Annotated in this window: 17 protein-coding genes; 7 read left to right on the top strand and 10 right to left on the bottom strand. The window is 75.2% G+C overall.

Features of this window, described 5'->3' with window-relative positions; translation table 11 throughout:
- Positions 1–46: 46 nt before the first annotated feature.
- The 5 genes from VKZ81_RS34090 to VKZ81_RS34070 are packed head-to-tail and all read left to right on the top strand — an operon-like array spanning position 47 to position 3,479.
- Entirely contained in the window at positions 47–871 is an 825-nt protein-coding gene (locus VKZ81_RS34090) for a helix-turn-helix transcriptional regulator (RefSeq protein WP_324245887.1), read from the top strand.
- 58 nt (positions 872–929) lie between these two features.
- Positions 930–1,316: a VOC family protein gene (locus VKZ81_RS34085; RefSeq protein ID WP_324245886.1), complete on the top strand. Its 387-nt coding sequence runs from the start codon at positions 930–932 to the stop codon at positions 1,314–1,316.
- Positions 1,313–2,320, top strand: coding sequence for a methyltransferase (locus tag VKZ81_RS34080; RefSeq protein WP_324245885.1), 1,008 nt, complete (start codon positions 1,313–1,315; stop codon positions 2,318–2,320). The genes VKZ81_RS34085 and VKZ81_RS34080 overlap by 4 nt, the downstream gene beginning before the upstream one ends.
- On the top strand, positions 2,317–2,685 hold the full coding sequence (locus tag VKZ81_RS34075) for an MmcQ/YjbR family DNA-binding protein (RefSeq protein WP_324245884.1): 369 nt from the start codon (positions 2,317–2,319) through the stop codon (positions 2,683–2,685). The genes VKZ81_RS34080 and VKZ81_RS34075 overlap by 4 nt, the downstream gene beginning before the upstream one ends.
- A 20-nt stretch (positions 2,686–2,705) precedes the next feature.
- Positions 2,706–3,479: an alpha/beta fold hydrolase gene (locus tag VKZ81_RS34070; protein ID WP_324245883.1), complete on the top strand. Its 774-nt coding sequence runs from the start codon at positions 2,706–2,708 to the stop codon at positions 3,477–3,479.
- Here the strand turns inward: VKZ81_RS34070 and VKZ81_RS34065 are convergent.
- Positions 3,448–4,353, bottom strand: a complete 906-nt coding sequence (locus tag VKZ81_RS34065) for a TIGR03619 family F420-dependent LLM class oxidoreductase (RefSeq protein WP_324245882.1) — start codon at positions 4,351–4,353, stop codon at positions 3,448–3,450. The genes VKZ81_RS34070 and VKZ81_RS34065 overlap by 32 nt on opposite strands.
- Before the next feature lie 31 nt (positions 4,354–4,384).
- The gene (locus VKZ81_RS34060; protein WP_324245881.1) at positions 4,385–5,554 is read right to left on the bottom strand and encodes a polysaccharide deacetylase family protein; all 1,170 of its coding nucleotides are present in this window, start codon (positions 5,552–5,554) and stop codon (positions 4,385–4,387) included.
- Positions 5,555–6,039: 485 nt separating this feature from the next.
- Between VKZ81_RS34060 and VKZ81_RS34055 the strand changes: the two genes are divergently transcribed.
- On the top strand, positions 6,040–7,476 hold the full coding sequence (locus VKZ81_RS34055; RefSeq protein WP_324245880.1) for an RtcB family protein: 1,437 nt from the start codon (positions 6,040–6,042) through the stop codon (positions 7,474–7,476).
- Positions 7,473–7,889, top strand: coding sequence for an archease (locus VKZ81_RS34050; RefSeq protein ID WP_324245879.1), 417 nt, complete (start codon positions 7,473–7,475; stop codon positions 7,887–7,889). The genes VKZ81_RS34055 and VKZ81_RS34050 overlap by 4 nt, the downstream gene beginning before the upstream one ends.
- A 15-nt stretch (positions 7,890–7,904) precedes the next feature.
- Here the strand turns inward: VKZ81_RS34050 and VKZ81_RS34045 are convergent, their stop codons facing one another.
- The 8 genes from VKZ81_RS34045 to VKZ81_RS34010 all read right to left on the bottom strand — a co-directional run bounded on the left by VKZ81_RS34045 (position 7,905) and on the right by VKZ81_RS34010 (position 19,463).
- On the bottom strand, positions 7,905–8,723 hold the full coding sequence (locus VKZ81_RS34045; protein ID WP_324245878.1) for a right-handed parallel beta-helix repeat-containing protein: 819 nt from the start codon (positions 8,721–8,723) through the stop codon (positions 7,905–7,907).
- Positions 8,724–8,733: 10 nt separating this feature from the next.
- Entirely contained in the window at positions 8,734–10,773 is a 2,040-nt protein-coding gene (locus tag VKZ81_RS34040) for an acyltransferase family protein (protein WP_324245877.1), read from the bottom strand.
- A gap of 106 nt (positions 10,774–10,879) precedes the next feature.
- Positions 10,880–11,059 (bottom strand): hypothetical protein, encoded by a 180-nt coding sequence (locus VKZ81_RS34035; RefSeq protein ID WP_324245876.1) that lies wholly within the window; start codon positions 11,057–11,059, stop codon positions 10,880–10,882.
- Entirely contained in the window at positions 11,056–12,138 is a 1,083-nt protein-coding gene (locus tag VKZ81_RS34030; protein WP_324245875.1) for a PP2C family protein-serine/threonine phosphatase, read from the bottom strand. Before VKZ81_RS34030 ends, VKZ81_RS34035 begins: the two co-directional genes overlap by 4 nt.
- Positions 12,139–12,141: 3 nt before the next feature.
- Positions 12,142–14,547, bottom strand: coding sequence for a serine/threonine-protein kinase (locus VKZ81_RS34025; RefSeq protein WP_324245874.1), 2,406 nt, complete (start codon positions 14,545–14,547; stop codon positions 12,142–12,144).
- Positions 14,544–15,737 carry a hypothetical protein gene (locus VKZ81_RS34020; protein WP_324245873.1) on the bottom strand — a complete coding sequence of 398 codons (1,194 nt, stop codon included), beginning with the start codon at positions 15,735–15,737 and terminating at the stop codon, positions 14,544–14,546. Before VKZ81_RS34020 ends, VKZ81_RS34025 begins: the two co-directional genes overlap by 4 nt.
- Positions 15,738–15,934: 197 nt before the next feature.
- Positions 15,935–17,518 (bottom strand): APC family permease, encoded by a 1,584-nt coding sequence (locus VKZ81_RS34015; protein ID WP_324245872.1) that lies wholly within the window; start codon positions 17,516–17,518, stop codon positions 15,935–15,937.
- On the bottom strand, positions 17,508–19,463 hold the full coding sequence (locus VKZ81_RS34010) for a primary-amine oxidase (RefSeq protein WP_324245871.1): 1,956 nt from the start codon (positions 19,461–19,463) through the stop codon (positions 17,508–17,510). Before VKZ81_RS34010 ends, VKZ81_RS34015 begins: the two co-directional genes overlap by 11 nt.
- Between the last annotated feature and the right edge of the window lie 166 nt (positions 19,464–19,629).

Below are 19,629 nucleotides of genomic sequence, written 5' to 3'. Positions count from 1 at the left end.
GCACGCGGGCGTGGCGCGCCCGCGCCGCGCCTGCCACGCTGGCGCCGTGGACGGGGAGTACACCCCGGGGCGGCCGCACCCCGCGCTCGCCGGGTACGTGCTGCGCTACCTGGGTTACCGCGAGCACAGCCGCACCCCCGTGCTGCGCCGGCAGGCGGCCGCCGCCTCGTGCACGCTGATCATCAGCTTCGGCCCGCGGCTGCGGCTGCACGGCCCGGCCGGCCCCCTCGCGCCCGCGTCGTTCCTCGCCGGCATGCACGACGCCCCGGTCCGCACCGAGTTCGTCGGCCTCCAGCACGGGGTGCAGGTCGACCTCGGCCCGCTCGGCGCCTACGCCCTGCTCGGCAGGCCGCTGTCGGACCTCACGAACGCGACGCCGCAGCTCACCGAGCTCGACGTGCCCGAGCTCGCCGGGCTGCCCGGCCGGCTCGCCGAGGCGCCGGGCTGGCGGGAGCGCTTCGCCCTGATCGACGACGCGCTGCTGCGCCGCCTCGACGCGTCCACCGCCCGCCCCGACCCGGAGGTCGCGTGGGCGTGGCGGCGGCTCGTGGCCGACGGGGGCCGGGTCGAGGTGCACGAGCTCGCCGCCGCCACCGGCTGGAGCCGCCGCCACCTGCTCACCCGCTTCCGCCGCCAGGTGGGGCTGGGCCCGAAGACGGCCGCCCGGGTGCTGCGGTTCCAGCGCGCCGCCCGGCTGCTGGCCCCGGCCGGTGTCCACGGCCCAGGCCCCTCCGACACGGCGTCGGTCCCGGTGCGCTCGATCGCCGACGTCGCCGCCGCGTGCGGGTACGCCGACCACGCGCACCTGGTGCGGGAGTTCCGCGCGCTGGCCGGGTGCACGCCCACCGAGTACCTGGTCGAGTGGGGCTGAGCCCGCGGTTCCCATTCGTCCAAGCCACGGCGCCCCGTGGTTCCTACGGTCGGGTGGCATGAGCATCCACGTGACCCTCCGCTACGACGACGCCCGGGCGGCGATCGCGTACCTCACGGGCACGCTCGGGTTCGTCGAGCAGAACGTCCACCTCGCCGACGACGGCACCGTCGCGCACGCCGAGCTGAGCTTCGGCGACGACGTTCTCATGATCGGGACGCGGCGCGCAGGGAACGACCCGTTCGACACCGGCCGCGCGGTCGTGTACCTCGCCCTCGACTCCGCCGAGGAGGTGAACGCCCACCACGATCGCGCCGTCGCCGCCGGTGCCGAGGTGGTGCAGGAACTCGTGGACCAGCCCTACGGCTCGCGCGAGTACGCGGTGCGCGACCCCGAGGGCAACATCTTCTCCGTCGGGAGCTACCGGCCGCAGGTGAAGCCGTGACCGCCGCAGTGGTCTCCGAGCGGGAGCGGTTGGCGGCGCTGGTCTTCGGGTTCTTCCCGGCGCAGGTCGTGCAGACCCTCGCGCGGCTCGGCGTGCCGGACGCGCTGGGCGACGGCGAACTCGACCTCGACGCGCTGGCCACCCGCACCGGCGCCGACCCCGGGGCGCTGCGCAGGCTGCTGCGGGCGGCGGTGGGGCTGGACCTGGTCGGCGTGAGCGGTTCCGGGGGGTACGCGCTCACCCCCGCCGGGCAGCTGCTGCGCACCGGGGTCCCCGGTTCGATGGCCAACCTGGCGCAGCTGTTCTGCGGCGACGTGGTCTGGCGGTCGTGGGGCGAGCTGGAGTGGAGCGTCCGGACCGGGGGCGTGGCGTTCGAGAGGCTCACCGGCCTCACCTCGTTCGCCCACATGGCCGCCGACCCGCACCTGAACGCGATCTTCACCGAGGCGATGGCGGAGGGCACCCGGGCGGCCGCGCCCGGCATCGTGGCCGCGTGCGACCTGACCGGCGTCACGACCCTCGCCGACGTCGGCGGCGGCGACGGCACGCTGCTCGCCGCGTTCCTCGACGCGCACCCGCACCTGCAGGGGATCCTGTTCGACTCGCCGGCAGGCGTCGGCGACCCCGTGGTGGCCGAGCGGTGCACGGTCGTCACCGGCGACTTCTTCGCCGAGGTCCCGACCGCGGACGCCCACGTCGTGAAGAGCGTGATCCACGACTGGGACGACGAGCGCAGCGCCGTGATCCTGTCCCGGGTGCGCGCGGCGGTGCCGGACGGCGGGGTGCTGTTCCTCGTGGAGCCCGTCCTGCGCGACGATCCGCAGGTGCTCGCCGACCAGCGCATGCTCCTCATGAGCGACCTCAACATGCTCGTGTGCACCGGCGGGCGGGAGCGCACGGAGACCGAGTTCGCGGGCCTGCTCACCGCGGCGGGATTGCGGCTGGAGAGCGTCACGCGGGCGGCCGGGTCGGGCTACTCGGTGCTGCGGGCGGTGCCCGCGTGAGCGCGCGGGCCACACCGCTCGAGCGGCTCCGCGCGATCTGCACGGCGCTGCCCGAGGTGACCGAGCGGCGAAGCCACGGCGAGCCGACCTGGTTCGTGCGCAAGAGCTTCGTGATGTTCGCCGACCACCACCACGACGACCGGCTCGCGTTCTGGTGCGCCGCCCCGCCGGGGGTGCAGGAGGAGCTCGTCGCCGCGGACCCGCGGAGGTTCTTCCGCCCGCCCTACGTGGGCGTCCGCGGCTGGGTGGGCGTGTACCTCGACGTGCCGGACGTGGACTGGACCGAGATCGAGGAGCTCGTCACCGACGCCTACCGCCAGGTGGCGCCGAAGCGCCTCGCCGCCCGGCTGGACGCACCCGCGTAGCGGCAGGCACGCTGCCGGGCGTGGACCTTCCGCTCGTCGACGTGCCGGGCGGGCGCGTCGAGTACGACGACGTGCCCGGCGACCCCGCCCTCACCCCGCTGCTGTTCCTGCACGAAGGCCTGGGCTCGGTGCGGCTGTGGCGGGGGTTCCACCACCGCCTCGCCGCCGCCACCGGGCGGCGGGCCGTCGCGTTCTCCCGGCTCGGGCACGGCGGCTCCGACCTCCCGCCCGGCAAGCGGACCCCCCGCTACATGCACGACGAGGCGGCCGAGGTCGTCCCGGCCGTGCGGGCGGCGCTCGGGCTGGAGCGCGTCGTGCTCGTCGGGCACAGCGACGGCGGCTCGATCGCCCTGCTGCACGCGGCCGACCCGCGCACCGCGGAAGGCGTCGAGGCGGTGGTGGTCCTCGCGCCGCACGTGTTCGTCGAGGAGGTCGGGCTGCGCGGCATCGAGCAGGCCCGGCGCGACTTCGTCGACGGCGACCTGCGCGCCCGGATGGCCCGCCACCACCGCGACCCGGACGTCACGTTCTGGAACTGGAACGACGGCTGGCTCGACGACGCGTTCCGCGACTGGGACATCCGCGACGAGCTCGCCGGCATCACCTGCCCGGTGCTGGGTGTGCAGGGCACGGCCGACCCCTACGGCACCGTCGTGCACGTGGAGGAGGTGCGCGACCGCGCTGCCGGGCCGGTGACGCTGCAGGTCCTCGATTGCGGCCACGCCCCGCACCTGGAACGCCGGGAGGAGGTCGAGGCCGCGATCACGCGGTTCCTGGGCGCAGGGCGTGGATGATCGTCATCGCGCGCTCGACGGCGGCGTCCGGGTCGGCGGCGGGGTTGCCGACCGCGCGGTCGAAGTTCAGGTCGTAGAACAGCTCGGTGACGCCGCGCTCGGCGAGCCAGGCCGCGTCCTCGCGGATCTTGTCGTACGGGCCGGACAGCAGCCGGTCGGTGCGCCCGTCCACCCGCACCACGCCTCGGACGACCACCCGCACCGCCGCCGGGTCCTTCCCGGCCTGCTCGGCACCCCGGCGGACCAGCGCGATGTCGTCGGCGATCCGGGTGAGGTCGGCGCCGCTGCTGGAGATCCAGCCGTCGGCGATGCGACCGGCGCGCCGCAGCGCGGCGGGCACGCCGCCGCCCAGCAGCACCGGCGGGCCGGGCCGCTGCACCGGCTTGGGCAGCGCGCGGCTCGGCGGGATCACGTAGCACCCGCCGTCGAAGCGGCTCACCTCGTCGGCCCACAGCGTGCGCAGGACCTGCACGTACTCGACGGCGCGCGGGCCGCGACGGGCGGTCGACGCGCCGGTCGCGGTGAACTCCGGCGGGGACCAGCCGACGCCGAGGCCGAGGTCGAGCCGTCCGTGCGACAGCACGTCGAGCGTCGCCGCCTGCTTGGCGAGGTAGGCGGGCGGCACGAACGGCATGTTGATCACGCCGACCCCCAGCCGGATCCGGGAGGTCCGCGCCGCGGCGAACGCGAGGGCGGTGATCGGGTCGAGCACGCTGTGGTAAACGGGCGGCAGGTCCTGGTCGGCGCCGACCAGGAGCCGCTGCAGCGTCCACAGCGACGCGTACCCGTGGCGCTCGGCCTCCTCGGCCACCCGCGCGAGGTTCTCGGGGGTGGCCCACGCCCCGGATACGGGGGCGCCCAGTCCGATCCGCATGCCGATCACCCTAGGCGGGCGGCCGCGCGGCCTACGGCGTGCGGGACACGCGGGCGCGGGGCGCGGCCCGCCAGGCGTCCAGCACCTCGCGGTCCTGCAGCTCCATCCACGCCACGACGTCGGAGTGGGTGGCGCAGACCGTCTCGGGCTGCAGGCACACCTCGGCCATGAACCGCTCGACGGCGTCGAAGAACCCGCCCCCGGACCACCGGTTGAAGTGGTTGCCGATCACCAGCGGAGCGCGGTTGCCGTCCCGGGCGGCCGTGTAGGCGGCCCGGTAGGCGCCGAGCACCGTGTCGCTGATCTCCGCCGCCCGCTCCGGCTGGTCGCGGCCGCCGTTGACGGCGATCCACAGGTTGTAGTCCATGAGCAGCGCCTGCCGGCCGAGGTCGGGCACCCGCACCGAGGGCATCCAGAACTCCCAGATGCCGTTCTCATTGGTGGGCCAGACGATCCCGTCGGTCGGGCGGCTGGTGTCGTAGGTGAACCCGTGGGCCCGCATCGCGGCGTAGGCCTGCGACCACCGGCCCTCGAGACACGGCGTCCGGCCGCCCTTCACCGCCCCGGGCCCGAGGTCGAGCCCCCGCTCGCGCGCGGCCTCGACGAACGCGAAGAACTGGTCGAGCTCGGCGTTCCACATCTCGGTCGACCAGCGCCCCACGCTCGGCTCGTCACCCGAGCAGAAGTGGCCGTTGTAGTGGGTGCCGATCTCGTGCCCGCGCCGGCGGGCCTCCATGAGGTCCGCGATCAGCGTGTCGACCTCGGACCGCGACCCGCCGAACCCGATCGCCGATCGCCCGGCCGCCCTCCCCGGCGGCCGGTAGCGCCGCCGTTCTGAGTCCGGCAGCAGGTAGACCCCGGACAGGAACCCGGTGACGCGCGCCTCCGACGCCCCCGCCAGCGCGAGCACCCGCTCCCAGTGCCGGTGCGACCCGACGCCGTCGAAGGAGAACAGCACGAACTGCGGCGGCCGCTCCCCCGGCGCGAGCGGGCGCATCCAGGCCGCGAGCCGGGCGGCCGCCCGCTCGGTCTGCACGTCCACCGGATCGGCCGCCGGCGCGGGTGCTGCGTCGAGCGCCGCGGCGTCCGCTTCCGGCTCGGGCAGCTCCCGGCCCGCCAGCAGCCCGCACACCAGTGCGAGCGCCGCGGCGAGCAGGAACCACTCGCCGACCCGTCTCCCGCCACGACGCCCGTCCCCCACGGCGGCATCGTGACCAGCGGAGAAGGCCGCCCGCCGCGCCAGTAGCCCGACCGTGCGAGAAGATCCACCCGGACCGGTGGCGGAGGCCGCTTCGTGTCCTTCTCCCGGCGGGTTCCGCGGGACTCGATCCCGGATTCGGCTGCCGGTCGGCGCGCCTGGCCACCTCGGGGGGCTGGTTGGGGTCACAACCGAGTGGCGTGGTTGCAGGCCCATTCTCGAGTCGGGTTCCGCGGAACCCGAAAAATGGAACCGCCTCCTGGCGGCGCCGCGGGCGTATCCGGGCAGGCCCCGCGACCTGCCCGGGGAAACCTGCCCGTACAACCGGCGCCGCCAGGAGGTCGGCGGGTTCACGCAGCGGTTCCGCAGCGAGGACGTGGCTGGGCCCCGCAGCGGTCCCACGAGGCACCCGGAACCCCCACGACCACCGCCGCGTTGGCCATGTGCCCGAGCGGGTACCTGCCTACGATGTCAGCAGGGAGGACCTGATGCGGACACCAGCGGCAGTGGACGTGGAGGTCGTCGAGGAGGCCCCCTTCCGCCTGCGCGTACCGGCGCGCGGCGACATGCGCGTGGACGGCGTCATCTTCACCTCCCGCGACCTCCTCCCCGACCCGGCGGAGGACGGGTCGCTGCAGCAGGTGGTGAACGTCGCGACGCTGCCGGGCATCGTCGAGGCGTCCTACGCGATGCCGGACGTGCACTGGGGCTACGGGTTCCCGATCGGTGGCGTCGCAGCGACCGACGTGGAGCGCGGTGGGGTGGTGTCGCCGGGCGGGGTCGGGTTCGACATCTCGTGCGGCGTCCGGCTGCTCACCGCCGACATGGACCGGTCGGAGCTGCCGATCGAGCGGGTGATGGACGGCCTGGACCGCTCGATCCCCCGGGGCGCGGGGTCGGGCGCGGTGTGGCGGCTGTCCGGCCGCGCCGAGCTCGAGCGGGTGCTGCTCGGCGGTTCCCGGTATGCGGTGGAGCGCGGCCACGGCGAGGAACGCGACCTCGAGCGCTGCGAGGACGGCGGCGCCGTCGCCGACGCCGATCCCGGCCAGGTGAGCGCCCGCGCGGTGGAGCGGGGCCTGGAACAGGTCGGCAGCCTGGGCTCGGGCAACCACTTCCTGGAGGTGCAGGCGGTCGACGAGGTGCTCGACGAGCCCGCCGCGGCCGCCTTCGGGCTGGCGCCGGGGCAGGTGTGCGTGATGATCCACACGGGCTCGCGCGGGCTCGGCCACCAGATCTGCACCGACCACGTGCGGATCATGGACCGGGCGATGCGCGAGTACGGGATCTCGGTGCCCGACCGCCAGCTGGCGTGCGTCCCGGTCGAGTCCCCCGAGGGGCGCGCCTACCTGGGGGCGATGGCCGCGGCCGCCAACTACGGGCGCGCGAACCGCCAGCTGCTCGCCGAGGCCGCCTCCGACGTGTTCGAACGCGTCACCGGGCAGCGGCTCAGCATGGTGTACGACGTGTCGCACAACCTCGCCAAGCTCGAGGAGCACGAGGTCGGCGGCGAGCGCCGCCGGCTGTGCGTGCACCGCAAGGGCGCCACCCGGGCCCTGCCGCCGGGCCACCCCGACCTGCCGCCCGCCCTGCGCGACGCGGGCCAGCCGGTGCTCATCCCGGGTTCGATGGGCACCGCGTCCTACGTGCTGCGCGGGGTCACCGGCGGGGGAGCCTTCTCCTCCACCTGCCACGGCGCCGGCCGGGTGCAGAGCCGGAAACAAGCGGCGCGCGCGGTCACCGGTGGTGCGCTGCGCAAGCGGCTGGAAGGACACGGCATCGCCGTGCGCGGTGCCTCCGCGCGCGGGCTCGCCGAGGAGGCGCCCGAGGCGTACAAGGACGTCGACGCGGTCGTCGCGGCGGCGCAGGGCGCCGGCCTGTGCCGGGCCGTCGCCCGCCTGGTCCCGCTGGGTGTGGTGAAGGGATGACGGCCCGCGGACACCGCGCCGTCGAGCACACCGCCGACGTCCGCGTCGAGGCGTGGGGGCCGACCCGGGAGGACTGCCTGGCCGAGGCGGTGGCCGGGCTCGTCGCGACGTTCGCCGACACCGCGGGCGCCGCCCCCATGGAGACGATCACCACCCGCCTGGACGCGACCGCCGACGCCGACCTGCTGGCGGCCGTGCTCGACGAGGTGATCTACCTGCTGGACGCCCACTCGGTGGTGCCGTGCGGCGCCGAGCTCACCCCCGGCCCCACCGGCGTGGAGCTGCGGCTGCGGGTCGCGCCGGTGGGTGAGGTCGAGGTGATCGGCGCCGCGCCCAAGGCGGTCACGCTGAACGACCTGCGCTGCGAGCCGAGGGACGACGGCTGGTGGTGCGCGGCCACCATCGACGTGTGAGGCGACGTGTGAGCCTCAGTCGCCGGTGAGGCTCCGGTACCCCGGCCCGAGGACGTTGTCGCGGATCGTGATGCCGGACGTGCCGTCGGCCAGCTGGATCGCCTTGTTGCCGCGCCCGGCGAACGTGTTGTTGCGGATGACGAAGCCGTGGGCGTCGCGCAACGCGATGGTCTGGTTCGCAAAACACTCGAAGTGGTTGTCCTCGATGATCCAGTCCCGGGTGGCGCCGGGGCCGCCGCCACCGCCGTCGGTGGAGCCGGGGCCCTCGACCATCACGCACTGGCGGAAGTTCGGGTCGCGGCACTCGTTGCCCGCGATCACCACGTGGGCGCTGCCCCCACCGGTCTGCGGCGAGGCCCACGTCTGGATGCAGTCCAGGTGGGAGTCGTGCTTCGGGCCTTTCAGGATGTCGACGAACCGGTTGCGCAGGATCTTGGTGTCGTCGCCGAAGAAGCGCAGCCCGTCGATGTCGTCGCCGGCGTAGTACACCTGCGAGACCGTGTTGTCCTGGGCGACGTTGCGCTCGCCCTTCATCCAGATGCAGTTGCCGGCGCAGTCGCGGAAGGCGAAGTTCCGCACCACGACGTCGTCGGCGTTCACAGTGATCCCGACGGAGGAGAACCCGCGGCCGTCGACGACCGTCCCCGGCGTCGTCACCTCGATCCGCGACGTCGTGTCCCCCGTCATGCAGACGACGCGCTCGGCGGAGCAGTCCGCGGCCTGCCCGGCCGCGGGTGCGGTGTCCACGATCGCGACGGGCGGGAACGCCAGCGCCAGCGCGGCGAGCAGCCCGAGCGACCACCCGGGCACCCGCCGCCGGCTCGTCGCCGTCACCGCTACCTCCTCACCAGCCCAGGCCCTCCTCGATCCGGCTGGCCAGCAGGTCCGACATGGACGTGCTGTAGGTCGCCGTGAGGTGGTTGTCGTCCATGTACACGAGCACGTTGCCGATCACCGGTGGGCAGCGGTGAGCGTCGCACACCGCATCGGCCGTGTCGACGAACGTGACGTTGTCCGGCACGTCGGGCAGGCCCGCCCACGGCGGGGTGGGTGCGTAGAACTCCGCGCGGTCCCCGCCGCATCCGTCGATGTCGTCGGGGCGGGTCTGCACGCAGTCGGGGATCGAGTGGTCGAAGCGGGGGTTGTCGCGCAGGGCGATCACCGGGATGCCCTCGGCGTCGAGCCGGCGCCACTGTTCGACGAAGCCGGCGGGCGTCTGCTCGGTCTGCCCGGCGCGGACGTCGCGCGAGGCGAGCGTGACGACGGCGTCCGGCCGCATCGCGATGATCTCCTCGGCGGCAGCGGCGTTCCAGGCGAGGCAGTCCTGGTCGTCCGGCACCACCTCGGACGCGGTGGAGAACGGGCAGGCGCCACGCACGATCGTGATGATCTGCCAGTTGTTGCGCTCCGCGATCGGCAGCAGCGCGCCGGTGAGCTGCTGGGCGTGCGAGTCGCCCACCACGACGATCCGGCGGTCGGGCGGCAGCGGCTCCTGGGTGTCCTCGGCGACGGGCAGCGGCTGCGCGCACATGTCCATGGGGAAGCCCGACATCTGCGTGCAGTCCCACCGCTCGATGCGCACCCAGTCCTCGGTGACCGCGACCGCCGACGGCAGGTACGGCGCCGGCGGGACCTCCTCGTCCGACAGCAGCGCGCGGGCGCCGGGGTGGGCGTCGTCGCCGAGCACGGCCTCGGTGTCCGCCCGTGACACGGCGGCGAGCTGCCAGACGAGCGCGACGGCGAGGACGGCGGCGGTGCCCGCGGCGGTGATCCGGACCTGGCGGCGCAGCCCGCCCCGGCGGCGGTTGAGGGGCTTTTCGAGACACTCGTAGGTGAGCGCGGCGAGCCCCGTGGCCGCGGCGATGATGAGCGCGCCCGCGGCGAGCCCGACGTCCTGCCGCCCCGAGCCCTGCTGGTACAGCACGAGCAGCGGCCAGTGCCACAGGTACAGCGCGTAGCTGATGTCGCCGAGGTAGCGGGCGGGCGCGGCGACGAGCAGGCGGTCGGCGCCCAGCGCCGCCCCGGTCTGGCCGGCGAGCAGCACGAGTGCTGCGGCGCCGGTCGGCCACAGGGCCGCGATCCCGGGGAAGGCGTGCGCGACGGGGATGACCGCGCCACAGGCCACCAGCGCGACCACGCCGGCCCAGCCCGCCGCGACGCGCCCGCGCCGGGTGAGCGCGATGCGGTGCCCGTGCAGCGCGAGCAGCCCGCCGAGGGCGAACTCCCACAGCCGGGTCAGCGTGTGGAAGTACGCGAGCGGCTGGTTGGTGATGGTCAGCTCGATCGAGTAGACCAGCGATGTCGCGAACACGCCGGCGAGCACCAGCGTGGCGGTGCGGTGCAGCTTGTCCGCCGCGCCGCGGCAGGCGATGGCGACGACGGCGAACAGCAGCGGCCACAGCAGGAACACCTGGACCTGCACCGACAGCGACCAGAAGTGCTGGGCGACGCTGACGACGTTGTTGCGGGCGGCGTAGTCGACCGAGTCGGCCGCGAGCTGCCAGTTCTCCAGGAACAGCGCCGCGGCCGCGATCTCGCGCACGGTCTGGCCCCACCGGCCCTCCGGCAGGACGAGCGCGGCCGCCCCCGCGGTGGCGACGAGCACCACCGCCGCGGCCGGCACGAGGCGGGCGAGGCTGCGCATCCACCGTGCCCGCACGTCGAGCTCGCCGCGTTCGGCGGCCCGCAGCAGCTGGCCGGTGAGCAGGTAGCCGGAGACGAAGAAGAAGACGTCGACGCCGCCGGAGACGCGGCCGATCCAGACGTGGTAGACGACGACCAGGAGGACGGCGAGGGCCCGCAGGCCCTGGAGTTCGGGGCGGAACCCGGTCTTCTGCCCCACACCCGCGGTGGGGAGCCCCCCGTGCTGGTCGCGCGGCGTCATCCAGTCCTCCCTCTCCGCGATCGTGCCAATCCTAGAAGCCGCTCCGCCGGGCCCTCGCGCGCCCGGATCCTGATCAGATCTCGACCTCCGCCCGTCGCGTTCGCTCCTAGGCTGGGTCCGCCAGGTCCTGACCATGGGGGGACGCGTGAGCCTGGACCTCGACGCCGGCGGCGCCGTCGGTGGCGGTGACCGTGACGATCGCGTCCACCCGCGTCCCACCGGCGGGCAGGTAGCTGTTCTGGTCGACCTCGACGGTGAACGTCCCCGGCGCGGGCGAGCCGCTCATCCGGTCCTCCTCTCCTCCGGCGGCCCGACGGGCACGGCGACGACCGTGACGTTGTCGCGCCCGCCCGCGTCCAGTGCGATCGTGGTGAGCAGGCGGGCGACCTCGGCCGGGCCGCCGCGCGCGAGCGCGGGCAGCGCCACCTCGGCGAGATCGGTGGGTCGCGGGACGTAGTTCCACAGCCCGTCCGAGCAGAGCAGCAGCAGGCCGGGGCCCGCCGGGCGCAGCGTCACGACGTCGGGCTCCGGCTCGCCGCCCGCCCCGAGCCACCGGGTGATCGCGTGCGCCCGCCGGTCGGCGAGCGCGGTCTCCGCGTCGAGCGCGCCGGTGGAGATCATCTCCACCGCCCAGGAGTGGTCCACGGTGAGCAGCCGCGACGGCTCGGCCGCGTCCGGTGCGGCGAGCCAGTAGGCCCGGCTGTCGCCGACCCAGCCGACGGTGATGAGCGGTCCGCCACCCGATTCGCCGCCCGGTTCCCCGCCGGGCTCGACGACGGCGGCCACGAGCGTGCACGACGGCGGGTTGCGGTGGTGCGCCTCGGCCAGCTCGGCGACCGCGGCCGCCGCCGCGGCCACCGCCCCGGCCATGTCGGGGCCGCCCGGCCCCAGGAGCCGCTCCAGCGCGGCGTCGGCGCCCGCGCGGGAGGCGAGCTCGGGGGCGTCCACCGTGGACACGCCGTCGCAGACGATGGCCGCGATCACCGGCGGGCGGCCGGGCGCGGCGAGCAGCCCGACGGCCATCGCGTCCTCGTTGCGGACGTGGACGAGCCCGCGGTCGCTCACCCCGGCGATCCGGCCGAGGTCGGCCTCGACGTGCTCGGTGCCGTCCGGCAGCCGCAGCCCGCAGGTGCCGCAGTAGTCCTCGCCGGCCGCGTCCACCCCGATCCCGCTCGCGGGTCTCGCGCCGTTGGCGCCGCACCCGGGGCACGGGCCGGTCGGGGGCCGGGCGGCCCCGCCGCGGCGCAGCCACAGGTCGTGGCCGCAGCTTTCGCAGAAGCGGTGCTCGTCGACGGGTTCCCGGCAGCGGGGGCAGGCCGCGGCGGGCCCGGTGCCGGACGCGGTGTCGGGAGCGGTGTCGGTCATCGGCTACACCCACGTCCGCGGGCGCACGGCGTTCGCCCGGTCCACCAGGAGGATCCGCTGCCCCGGGTCGGACGCGAGCCGGGCGCTCGCGCGCAGGCTCGCCTCGAGCGCCAGCCGCAGCTCCCGCTCGTCCCACGCGCACCCGAGCAGCGGGGCGCCCACCGCACCGTTCCCCACGATCCGTACCGCCTCCTCGAACAGGCGGGTGCGCACGCGCTGGGCGGTGGCCGCGTCGAGGCGAAGCCGCTCCACCCGCGCCGCGGCCGCCCGCAGCTCGTCCTCCCCCGGCTCGGCGCCGGACCGGTCCGACAGGATCACCTCGACCGCGCCGAGCTGCGCGGCGACGTGCTCGCCGGAGGTGTCCGGCACCGCGTCGAGCGCCGCGATGGCGCCCACGTGGTCCCCGGCCCGCACCCGCGCCCGCGCCAGCCCGAACGCGGCGTCGGCCACCCGCGGGTCGGGCCGGACCACGAACGCGTAGTAGCGGCCCGCGGCCTCGTCCTGGGCCGCGCACTCCGAGGCGGCGGCGAGCGCCAGCTTCGGCGCCGCCTCGCCGGGGAGCGTGGCGTACACGGTGTCGAACGCCGCGCACGCCGCGTCGGCGCGCCCCTCGACGAGGGCGGTGACGCCGCGGAACCAGTCGAGCCGCCAGTCGTCGGGGTCCTCGGCGGCGAGCCGGTCGAGGACCTCCGCGGCCGCGGCCGGGTCCGCGGCGTCGAGGTGGGCGCGCACCAGGGCGACGTGCAGCGCCCGGCTGGGGCTCGGCGTCGCGGCGAGCACCCGCTGGACCTCGGCGGGGCTGCCGGGCGCCGCGGCGGCGAGCACGCCTGCGGCGGGGTCGTCGCGGTCGACGAGCGGCACCGGCAGCACCGCGGCCACCCGCTGCGGCTCGGGCCGGCCGGGCGGGGTGGAGCCGTCCCCGGCCGAGAGCCGGGCCGCGAACGTGCCGCGCGGCGGCCCGAACACCGCCGACACCGGCGGCGGGATCGGGCGCCGGTCCGTGCCGGTCCCGTCGTCGACGCCCTCGGCGCGGTCGGTGGCGATCACCTCGCGCAGCACGCCGCCGAGCTGCTCGGCCATCTCGTCGGCCGACTCGAACCGGCGCAGCGGGTCGGGGTCGGTGGCCCGCAGCAGGAGCCGGAGGAACGACTCGTGGCGCGCGAGCACCGGGTGCTCCGCCGGGTCGGGCAGCGGGGTCGGCACGCCGCGGCGCGCGGGCGGGATCCCGAGCGCGAGCACGGCGAGGGTCCGCCCGACGGTGTGGATGTCGGAGGCGACGGACGGGCCGTTGTCCTCGACGTCCTCGGCCCCGATCTCCGGCGCCTGGTAGCCGATCGTGCCGAAGACGTCGCTGGTGAGGTCGTCGAACCGGATCACGGCGCCCAGGTCGATCAGCTTGAGCCGCCGGTCGTACTGGATCACGTTCTCCGGCTTGAGGTCGCAGTAGGCCAGCCCGCGCTCGTGCAGGTATCCCAGGGCGGGCAGCATCTCGAGCACGTAGGCGATCGCCCGCGGCACCGGCATCGGGTCGAGCGTGCGGTCGGGGCGCCGGCGCTGCTCCATCAGCTGCTTGAGCGAGGAGCCGCCGACGTACTCCATGACGATGTAGCCGACGGGGGTGCCCTCCTCGTCGGGGTGCTGCACGAAGTTGTAGATCGTGACGATGTTCGGGTGGTCGACCTGGGCGAGGAAGCGCCGCTCGGCGACCGCGGCGGCCACCGCGTGCGCATCGCCGGAGTCGAGCAGGCCCTTGAGCACCACCCAGCGGTTGTCGACGTTGAGGTCGGTGGCGAGGTAGATCCAGCCGAGGCCGCCGTGGGCGAGGCAGCCGCGCACCACGTACTGGCCCGCGACGACCGTGCCGGGCTTCAGCTTCGGCGTGAACGAGAACCGGGTGCCGTCGTGCGGGCAGAAGCCCTCGGTGCGGCCCGGCCTGCCGTTCTCGGACCGGCCGACGGGCTTGTGGCAGGTGCTGCAGAACCGCTTGTCCTCCGGCACCTGCGGGTCGCTGAGGATGGCGCTCGCCGGGTCGACCCGCGGCACCTCCGGCACCTCGACCAGCCCCGCGCCGAGCCGCCTGCGGGACGTGCCCGTGCTGGTGCGCCCCGAGCCGCGCCGCGTCGGCCGGCTGCCCCCGGTGCTGGTGGACGAACCGCCGGGTGGCGTCGCCGCCGCGGTGGCGGGTCCGCTCGCGGCGTCGGCGGCGGGCGCGAGCCCGCAGGTGTCGCACCACCCGCCGTCGATCGTGCCGTCGCAGCCCGGGCGGCCGCAGGGCCGGCCGTCGGCGCCCGTGGCCCGAGGCTGCGGGGTGGCGTCCGGCGCCGCCGGGGCGAGGCCGCAGGTGTCGCACCACCCGCCGTCGATGGTCCCGTCGCAGCCCGGGCGGCCGCACGCCCGGGGTGCGGTCACGCGGTCCTCCCCGCGGTGTCGTCGCCCGCGGCGAGGAGCCGCTGGTAGGAGGCGAGGGCGCGGGTGGCGGCCGCGAGGTCGGTCCACAGCAGGCGGCGCACGTCCCCGTCGAGGGCGAGCAGGTCGGGGCGTTCGGACACTCCGAGCGGGTTCGCCTTGGCCCGGTAGGCCTCGAAGCGGCCGCGCAGCTCGGTGCGCCGCTCGATCAGGCCGTCGGCGAGCTGGTGGGCGGTGCGCACCTCGGCGGCCGCGGCGTCGACCTGGGCCTCCAGGTCGGCGAGCGCGCGGGCCCGGGCGGTCCAGGTCCGGCGGGTGGGCAGGCGGCCGTCGGTGAGGGCGGCCAGCACGCCCCGCAGCGCAGCGGCCCGGTCGGGCGCGGGCGGGAGCGGGGCGGTGACCACGAGGTCCTCGGCGCGCAGTCGCACCCGCTCGGCCTCGGCGCGGGCCCGCTCCAGCTCCGCGAGCGCCTCCCCCACCCGGGCCAGGCGCTCGTCCCGGGAGTCCCGGGCGGCGGCGGTGCGCTCCAGGCCGGCGGTGAGGGCGTCGACCCGGCCCGCGAGCGCGGCGATCGCGGCGTCGGCGGGCGCGTCGGCCAGCGACAGCGGATCGCCGGTGCCGCGCGCGGTGAGCGCCTCGACCTCGGCGGTCAGCTCGGCCACCCGCGGGTCGGCCGGCTCGGCGGCGAGCCGGCGGGCCGCCCGCAGCCGCTCGGCGACCGGCCCGATCGCGGCGAGGAACCGCCCGTGCCGGTCGTCGGCCTCGACGAGCAGGTCGTGCACGCGGTCGAACGCCGCCTCCATCCGGGCGGCCAGCTCGGCGAGGGTGATCGTGTCGACGCGTTCGACCACGCCGGTGAGCGTGCGGTCGACGACCGCACGCCCGACCTCGATGGACGCCTCCCGCAGCAGGCGGCGCAGCTCGGCCTCGTCGCCGCCGTCGAGAGCGGTGCGGGCGGCGGCGAGCGTGCGCCGGTAGGTGTCGAAGTCCTGCCACAGGCCCGCGAGGACCGCGCTCGCGGCCGCCCACTCCCGCGCGGTGCGGCCGGTGAGCCGGCCCGCCGACAGCAGCGCGTGCCCCGGGTGGCGCTCCAGCTCGACCAGCGACGTCGCGATCCGCGGCTCGGCGGCGCTGCGCCGCGCCAGCTCCGCCTCCAGCCCCCCGGAGGGCGCCGCGCCGCTCCCAGCCGTCATCGCGCGATCACGCCCCTGCCCCCCGGAACCGCATCGAACCGGGAGGGTAGCGCGATCACACGTCCGGGGGGATGGCCTCGAGCGACGGTTTGGCAACGGGTTGGCCGATCACCGTCCGTGCGCGCGGTGATCGGCCCCGCACCCGTCGCGGTGATCACCGGAGGTGGCCGACCGACCACCTCCGGTGATCACCCGGGTCAGACCTCGTCGAAGATCCGGCCCATGTCGGCCCAGACGTCACGCCGGTACCGCCGGGTCCACGCGGCCACGGCCAGCCCCGCCGCGGCGACGGCGAGACAGACCCACGGCACCATCGCGGTCTGCGGCGGGATCGGTACGCCGGGGGCGGCGGGCACGAACGAGTAGTACAGCCCGCCGACCACCGCCAGCGCCCCGACGAGCGCGGCGAGCACGCCCGTCACCGCGAACCCGGCGCGGCCGGTCCGCCTGCCCTGCGCCACGCCGGCGACGCCGAGCATCAGGTACACGCCCATGACGAGCGGGGTGCCGACGCCGGCGAGGAACGTGAACAGGAAGATCCCGCCGGTCAGCCCGCTGTCCACCCCGCCGGCGAGCGCGACCTGCCCCTCCCGGCTGGTGAACGCGATGCTGAGCGCGGCGAGCAGCACCCAGACCGCGAGGTCGAGCGCGATCGCCCGCCACGGCGTGCCCCACCGCGGGTGCAGCACACCCAGCCAGCGGGGCAGCACCCGCTCGCGGCCCATCGCGAAGAGCACCCGCGAGACCGCGATGTGCACCCCGAGCGCGCAGAACAGGCTCGCGAGCGCCGCGCAGCCCAGCACGACCGCGCCGACCACCTCGTTCGGGGCCACGGCGGCGAGCCCCGCCACCGACGTCGGCCAGTCGGTGGCCGCCTGCCGCACGCCGAACCCGATCGCCGTCGCGTAGGTGATCACCAGGTAGAACAGCCCGGCGGCGACGATCGAGCCGATGATCGCGCGCGGGACGGTCCTCCGCGGGTCGCGGGTCTCCTCCGACAGCACCGCGCTCGCCTCGGCCCCGGTGAACGACAACATCGCGAACGACAGCCCGAACAGCACGCCCGTCCACGACACCCCCGCCGCGGACGGCCAGAACGCGGCCAGGTCGAGGCTGCGGCCCGCACCGTCGACCGGGGTGGCCCCGTCGATCACGCTGACCGCGGGCGAGCCGATCCCGATGACCACCACGGCCACCGCGAGCAGCGCGAGCATCGTGACCGCGAGGATCGCCAGCTGCGTGCGGGTGGAGGTCCGGATGTCGAACAGGCTCATCAGCGCGATGACGGCGAGCCCGCCGAGCGAGAACCAGTACCAGTCCGGGTCGGCGCCGGTGAGCATCGCGACGAGGCTCGCGGTGAAGAACCCGAAGCCCCACAGCACCGCGCCGCCGAGCACGAGGAACGCGGCGGCGTAGCACCACCCGCCGAGGAACCCGAGCACCCTGCCCCCGCCGCGGGTGATGTAGGTGTACATCGACCCGGCCGAGGACAGCGACCGCGCGAACATCGCGACGGTCCCGCCGACGGCGAGCATCGCGAGCGTCCCGAGCACGTACGCCAGCGGAGTGGCCCCGCCCGCCTTCGTCGAGGCCAGGTAGGTCAGGAACGCCCCGGACATCGCAGGCGCGATCACCGACAGGCTCTGCGCGACGACGTCGCGCAGGCCGAGGGTGCGGTGGAACCCGCCACCGCCGGCGGTGGGCGTGACGGCCGAGGTCGTCCCGGTACCGATCTCAGCGTTGATCCCGGTGTTGATCTCAGCGTTGATCTCAGTGGCCATCGCCCGCGCCCTCCTGCCCGGCGTGGCAGTGCGCGGACCGGGTCGGCGGGACGTCGAGGGCCGGGTTGCGGTCGAAGAACCCGACCGGCTTGAGCGTGAAGCCGGTGTAGTCGACCGGCATGACCGGCCAGTCCTCGGGCCTCGGGAAGTGCGTGGTGCCGAACGTGTGCCACACGACGACGTCCTCGCCGTCGATGTCGCGGTCGGCCTGCACCCACGCCGGCAGGCCCGCGCCGCCGGGGTTCTGGTTGACGAAGTCGCCCGCCGGGTAGCGCTGCGCCGGGTCGTAGCGGGTGACCCACAGGTGGTTGGTGGCGAACGTCGCCCGGGCGTGGATCGAGGAGGCCGGGTCGGCGAGCAGGGTGGCCTTGCCCTCCGGCAGGAGCGCGTAGCCGACGGGCCGGCCCAGCGCGTTGCGCTTCTCCGGGTTGATGATGTGCCAGCTGCGCACCACCGACCCGTCCGCGCGGCGCTGCGCCTGCGACTCGCGGGTCAGCCGGGTGCGCCGCTGCCGGAAGGCGTTGCCGTACGGGTTGCCCTCCCCCATCGGCACCGGTCCGGCCTCGACCTCCTCCACGGCGTTGCGCACGCCGTCGACGGTCATGTCCAGCCGGGCGGAGAACAGGTGCTGGTGGTAGGGCGCGCCGAGCCCGGGCGCGACCTCGGTGGCGTAGTCGTTGCCGCCCTCCGGGTAGGCGGCGGTGAACACGACGCCGGTGGCCTTGACCTCGAGCTGGATCGTGCCGTCGAGGTAGAGGTACCAGTAGAAGCCGTAGTCGTAGTTGCCGATCGGGGTGAAGAACGAGATCACCAGCCGGCGCTGGCGGCGCACCTCCCGCGACTGCGTGAACAGGTCGGAGTGCTTCCACAGCACCCCGTAGTCCTCCTCGTGCATGCAGATCGCGTTGGTGATCGTCTTGGGCCGGCCGAGGTCGTCGGCGATCACGGCGTCGACGTAGTGGATGTCGCCGAGGCAGTCGCAGCCCAGCTGCAGCGAGTCGGCGTAGCGGGCGAACATGTACTCGCCGCAGTCGAAGTAGTTCTGCCAGAACCGGGTGGGCGCCGGGTCGGCGTAGGGCACCACCATCTCCGCGACCGAGGCCCGGTAGCAGACCGGGCGGCCGTCGAAGCTGATCTGGTGCAGCGTGAGCCCCTCGCGCTCGTTGAACCCGATGCGCAGGTCCCACTTGCCCCAGCGCACCCGGCCGTCGTCGACGGTGAAGCTGCGGCCCTCCGGCTGGGTGATCTCGATCGGCTTCAGCGACTCCAGCGGCGGGCCCTGCACCTCGGGGTCGTCGAAGTTGCCGGAGGTGGCCGGGACGGGCGGCGCGGCGACGTCGACGATCCGGGTGACGCGCCGGTCGGTGAGGTCGACGTAGGCGACGAGCCCGTCGATCGGGTGCGCCCACGGGTGGTCGCGCTCGTGGTCCTGGCGGAAGCCGAACGAGCGCACGATGCGCCGCCCGACCTCGTCCGGGTAGTCGTACACGCCGGCCGACAGCGGCACGGCCCGCACCGTCGCCGGGTCGATGCCGCGCTTGCGCAGCGCCGCGACCCAGCCCTCGTCGGCGTTCAGGATGTCCTCGATCAGCTCGAACTCGGCGTCGATGATCGGCGGCTGGCCCTCCCGCGGCGGGTCGATCTCCCGGGAGGAGACCACCTGCCCGCTGGTCGCCGACACGACGGTGTCCCACGACCGGCCGGTCGCGAGATCGAGCAGCACCACCCGGAAGCGCCGGTCGACGGGGTCGCCCTCGCGGTGGGCGAGCACCTGCTCCTTCGGCGGCTCCTCGGGCGCGAAGAACGCGAAGCGCACGGTCTCGGTGAGCAGGCCCGCGGCGGCGAGCGCCTCCCGGACCCGGTCGACCTCCGCGGTGCGGGTCATGGCGAGCGGGTGGGCGGGGGTTGCGGTCGTCGCGTCGCGCCGGTCCTCGACGGTCGTCATGCGGATCCTCCCTGCGTCGTCGGCGAGAGCCTGGTCAGGCACCGTCACCGCCGCGTGCCGCCGCGGTCAAAGGTGCGTCTCCGCAGCCGCGAAAGGCCGCTGTGACGGCTCTCACCCGGCGAGAATCAGCGCCCGGCGATTCTCATTCGACCCGTTCCCGCCTGTC

Origin of the sequence: Pseudonocardia sp., from assembly GCF_035305885.1 — a bacterium.
Taxonomy (GTDB): domain Bacteria; phylum Actinomycetota; class Actinomycetes; order Mycobacteriales; family Pseudonocardiaceae; genus Pseudonocardia.
This window is presented reverse-complemented; position numbering and strand designations above follow the sequence as displayed.

Coding starts and splice junctions, on each gene's coding strand:
- VKZ81_RS34085 (WP_324245886.1), top strand. CDS start 930: ATGAGCATCCACGTGACCCTCCGCTACGACGACGCCCGGGCGGCGATC.
- VKZ81_RS34065 (WP_324245882.1), bottom strand. CDS start 4,353: ATGCGGATCGGACTGGGCGCCCCCGTATCCGGGGCGTGGGCCACCCCC.
- VKZ81_RS34055 (WP_324245880.1), top strand. CDS start 6,040: ATGCGGACACCAGCGGCAGTGGACGTGGAGGTCGTCGAGGAGGCCCCC.
- VKZ81_RS34050 (WP_324245879.1), top strand. CDS start 7,473: ATGACGGCCCGCGGACACCGCGCCGTCGAGCACACCGCCGACGTCCGC.
- VKZ81_RS34040 (WP_324245877.1), bottom strand. CDS start 10,773: ATGACGCCGCGCGACCAGCACGGGGGGCTCCCCACCGCGGGTGTGGGG.
- VKZ81_RS34035 (WP_324245876.1), bottom strand. CDS start 11,059: ATGAGCGGCTCGCCCGCGCCGGGGACGTTCACCGTCGAGGTCGACCAG.
- VKZ81_RS34030 (WP_324245875.1), bottom strand. CDS start 12,138: ATGACCGACACCGCTCCCGACACCGCGTCCGGCACCGGGCCCGCCGCG.
- VKZ81_RS34020 (WP_324245873.1), bottom strand. CDS start 15,737: ATGACGGCTGGGAGCGGCGCGGCGCCCTCCGGGGGGCTGGAGGCGGAG.
- VKZ81_RS34015 (WP_324245872.1), bottom strand. CDS start 17,518: ATGGCCACTGAGATCAACGCTGAGATCAACACCGGGATCAACGCTGAG.
- VKZ81_RS34010 (WP_324245871.1), bottom strand. CDS start 19,463: ATGACGACCGTCGAGGACCGGCGCGACGCGACGACCGCAACCCCCGCC.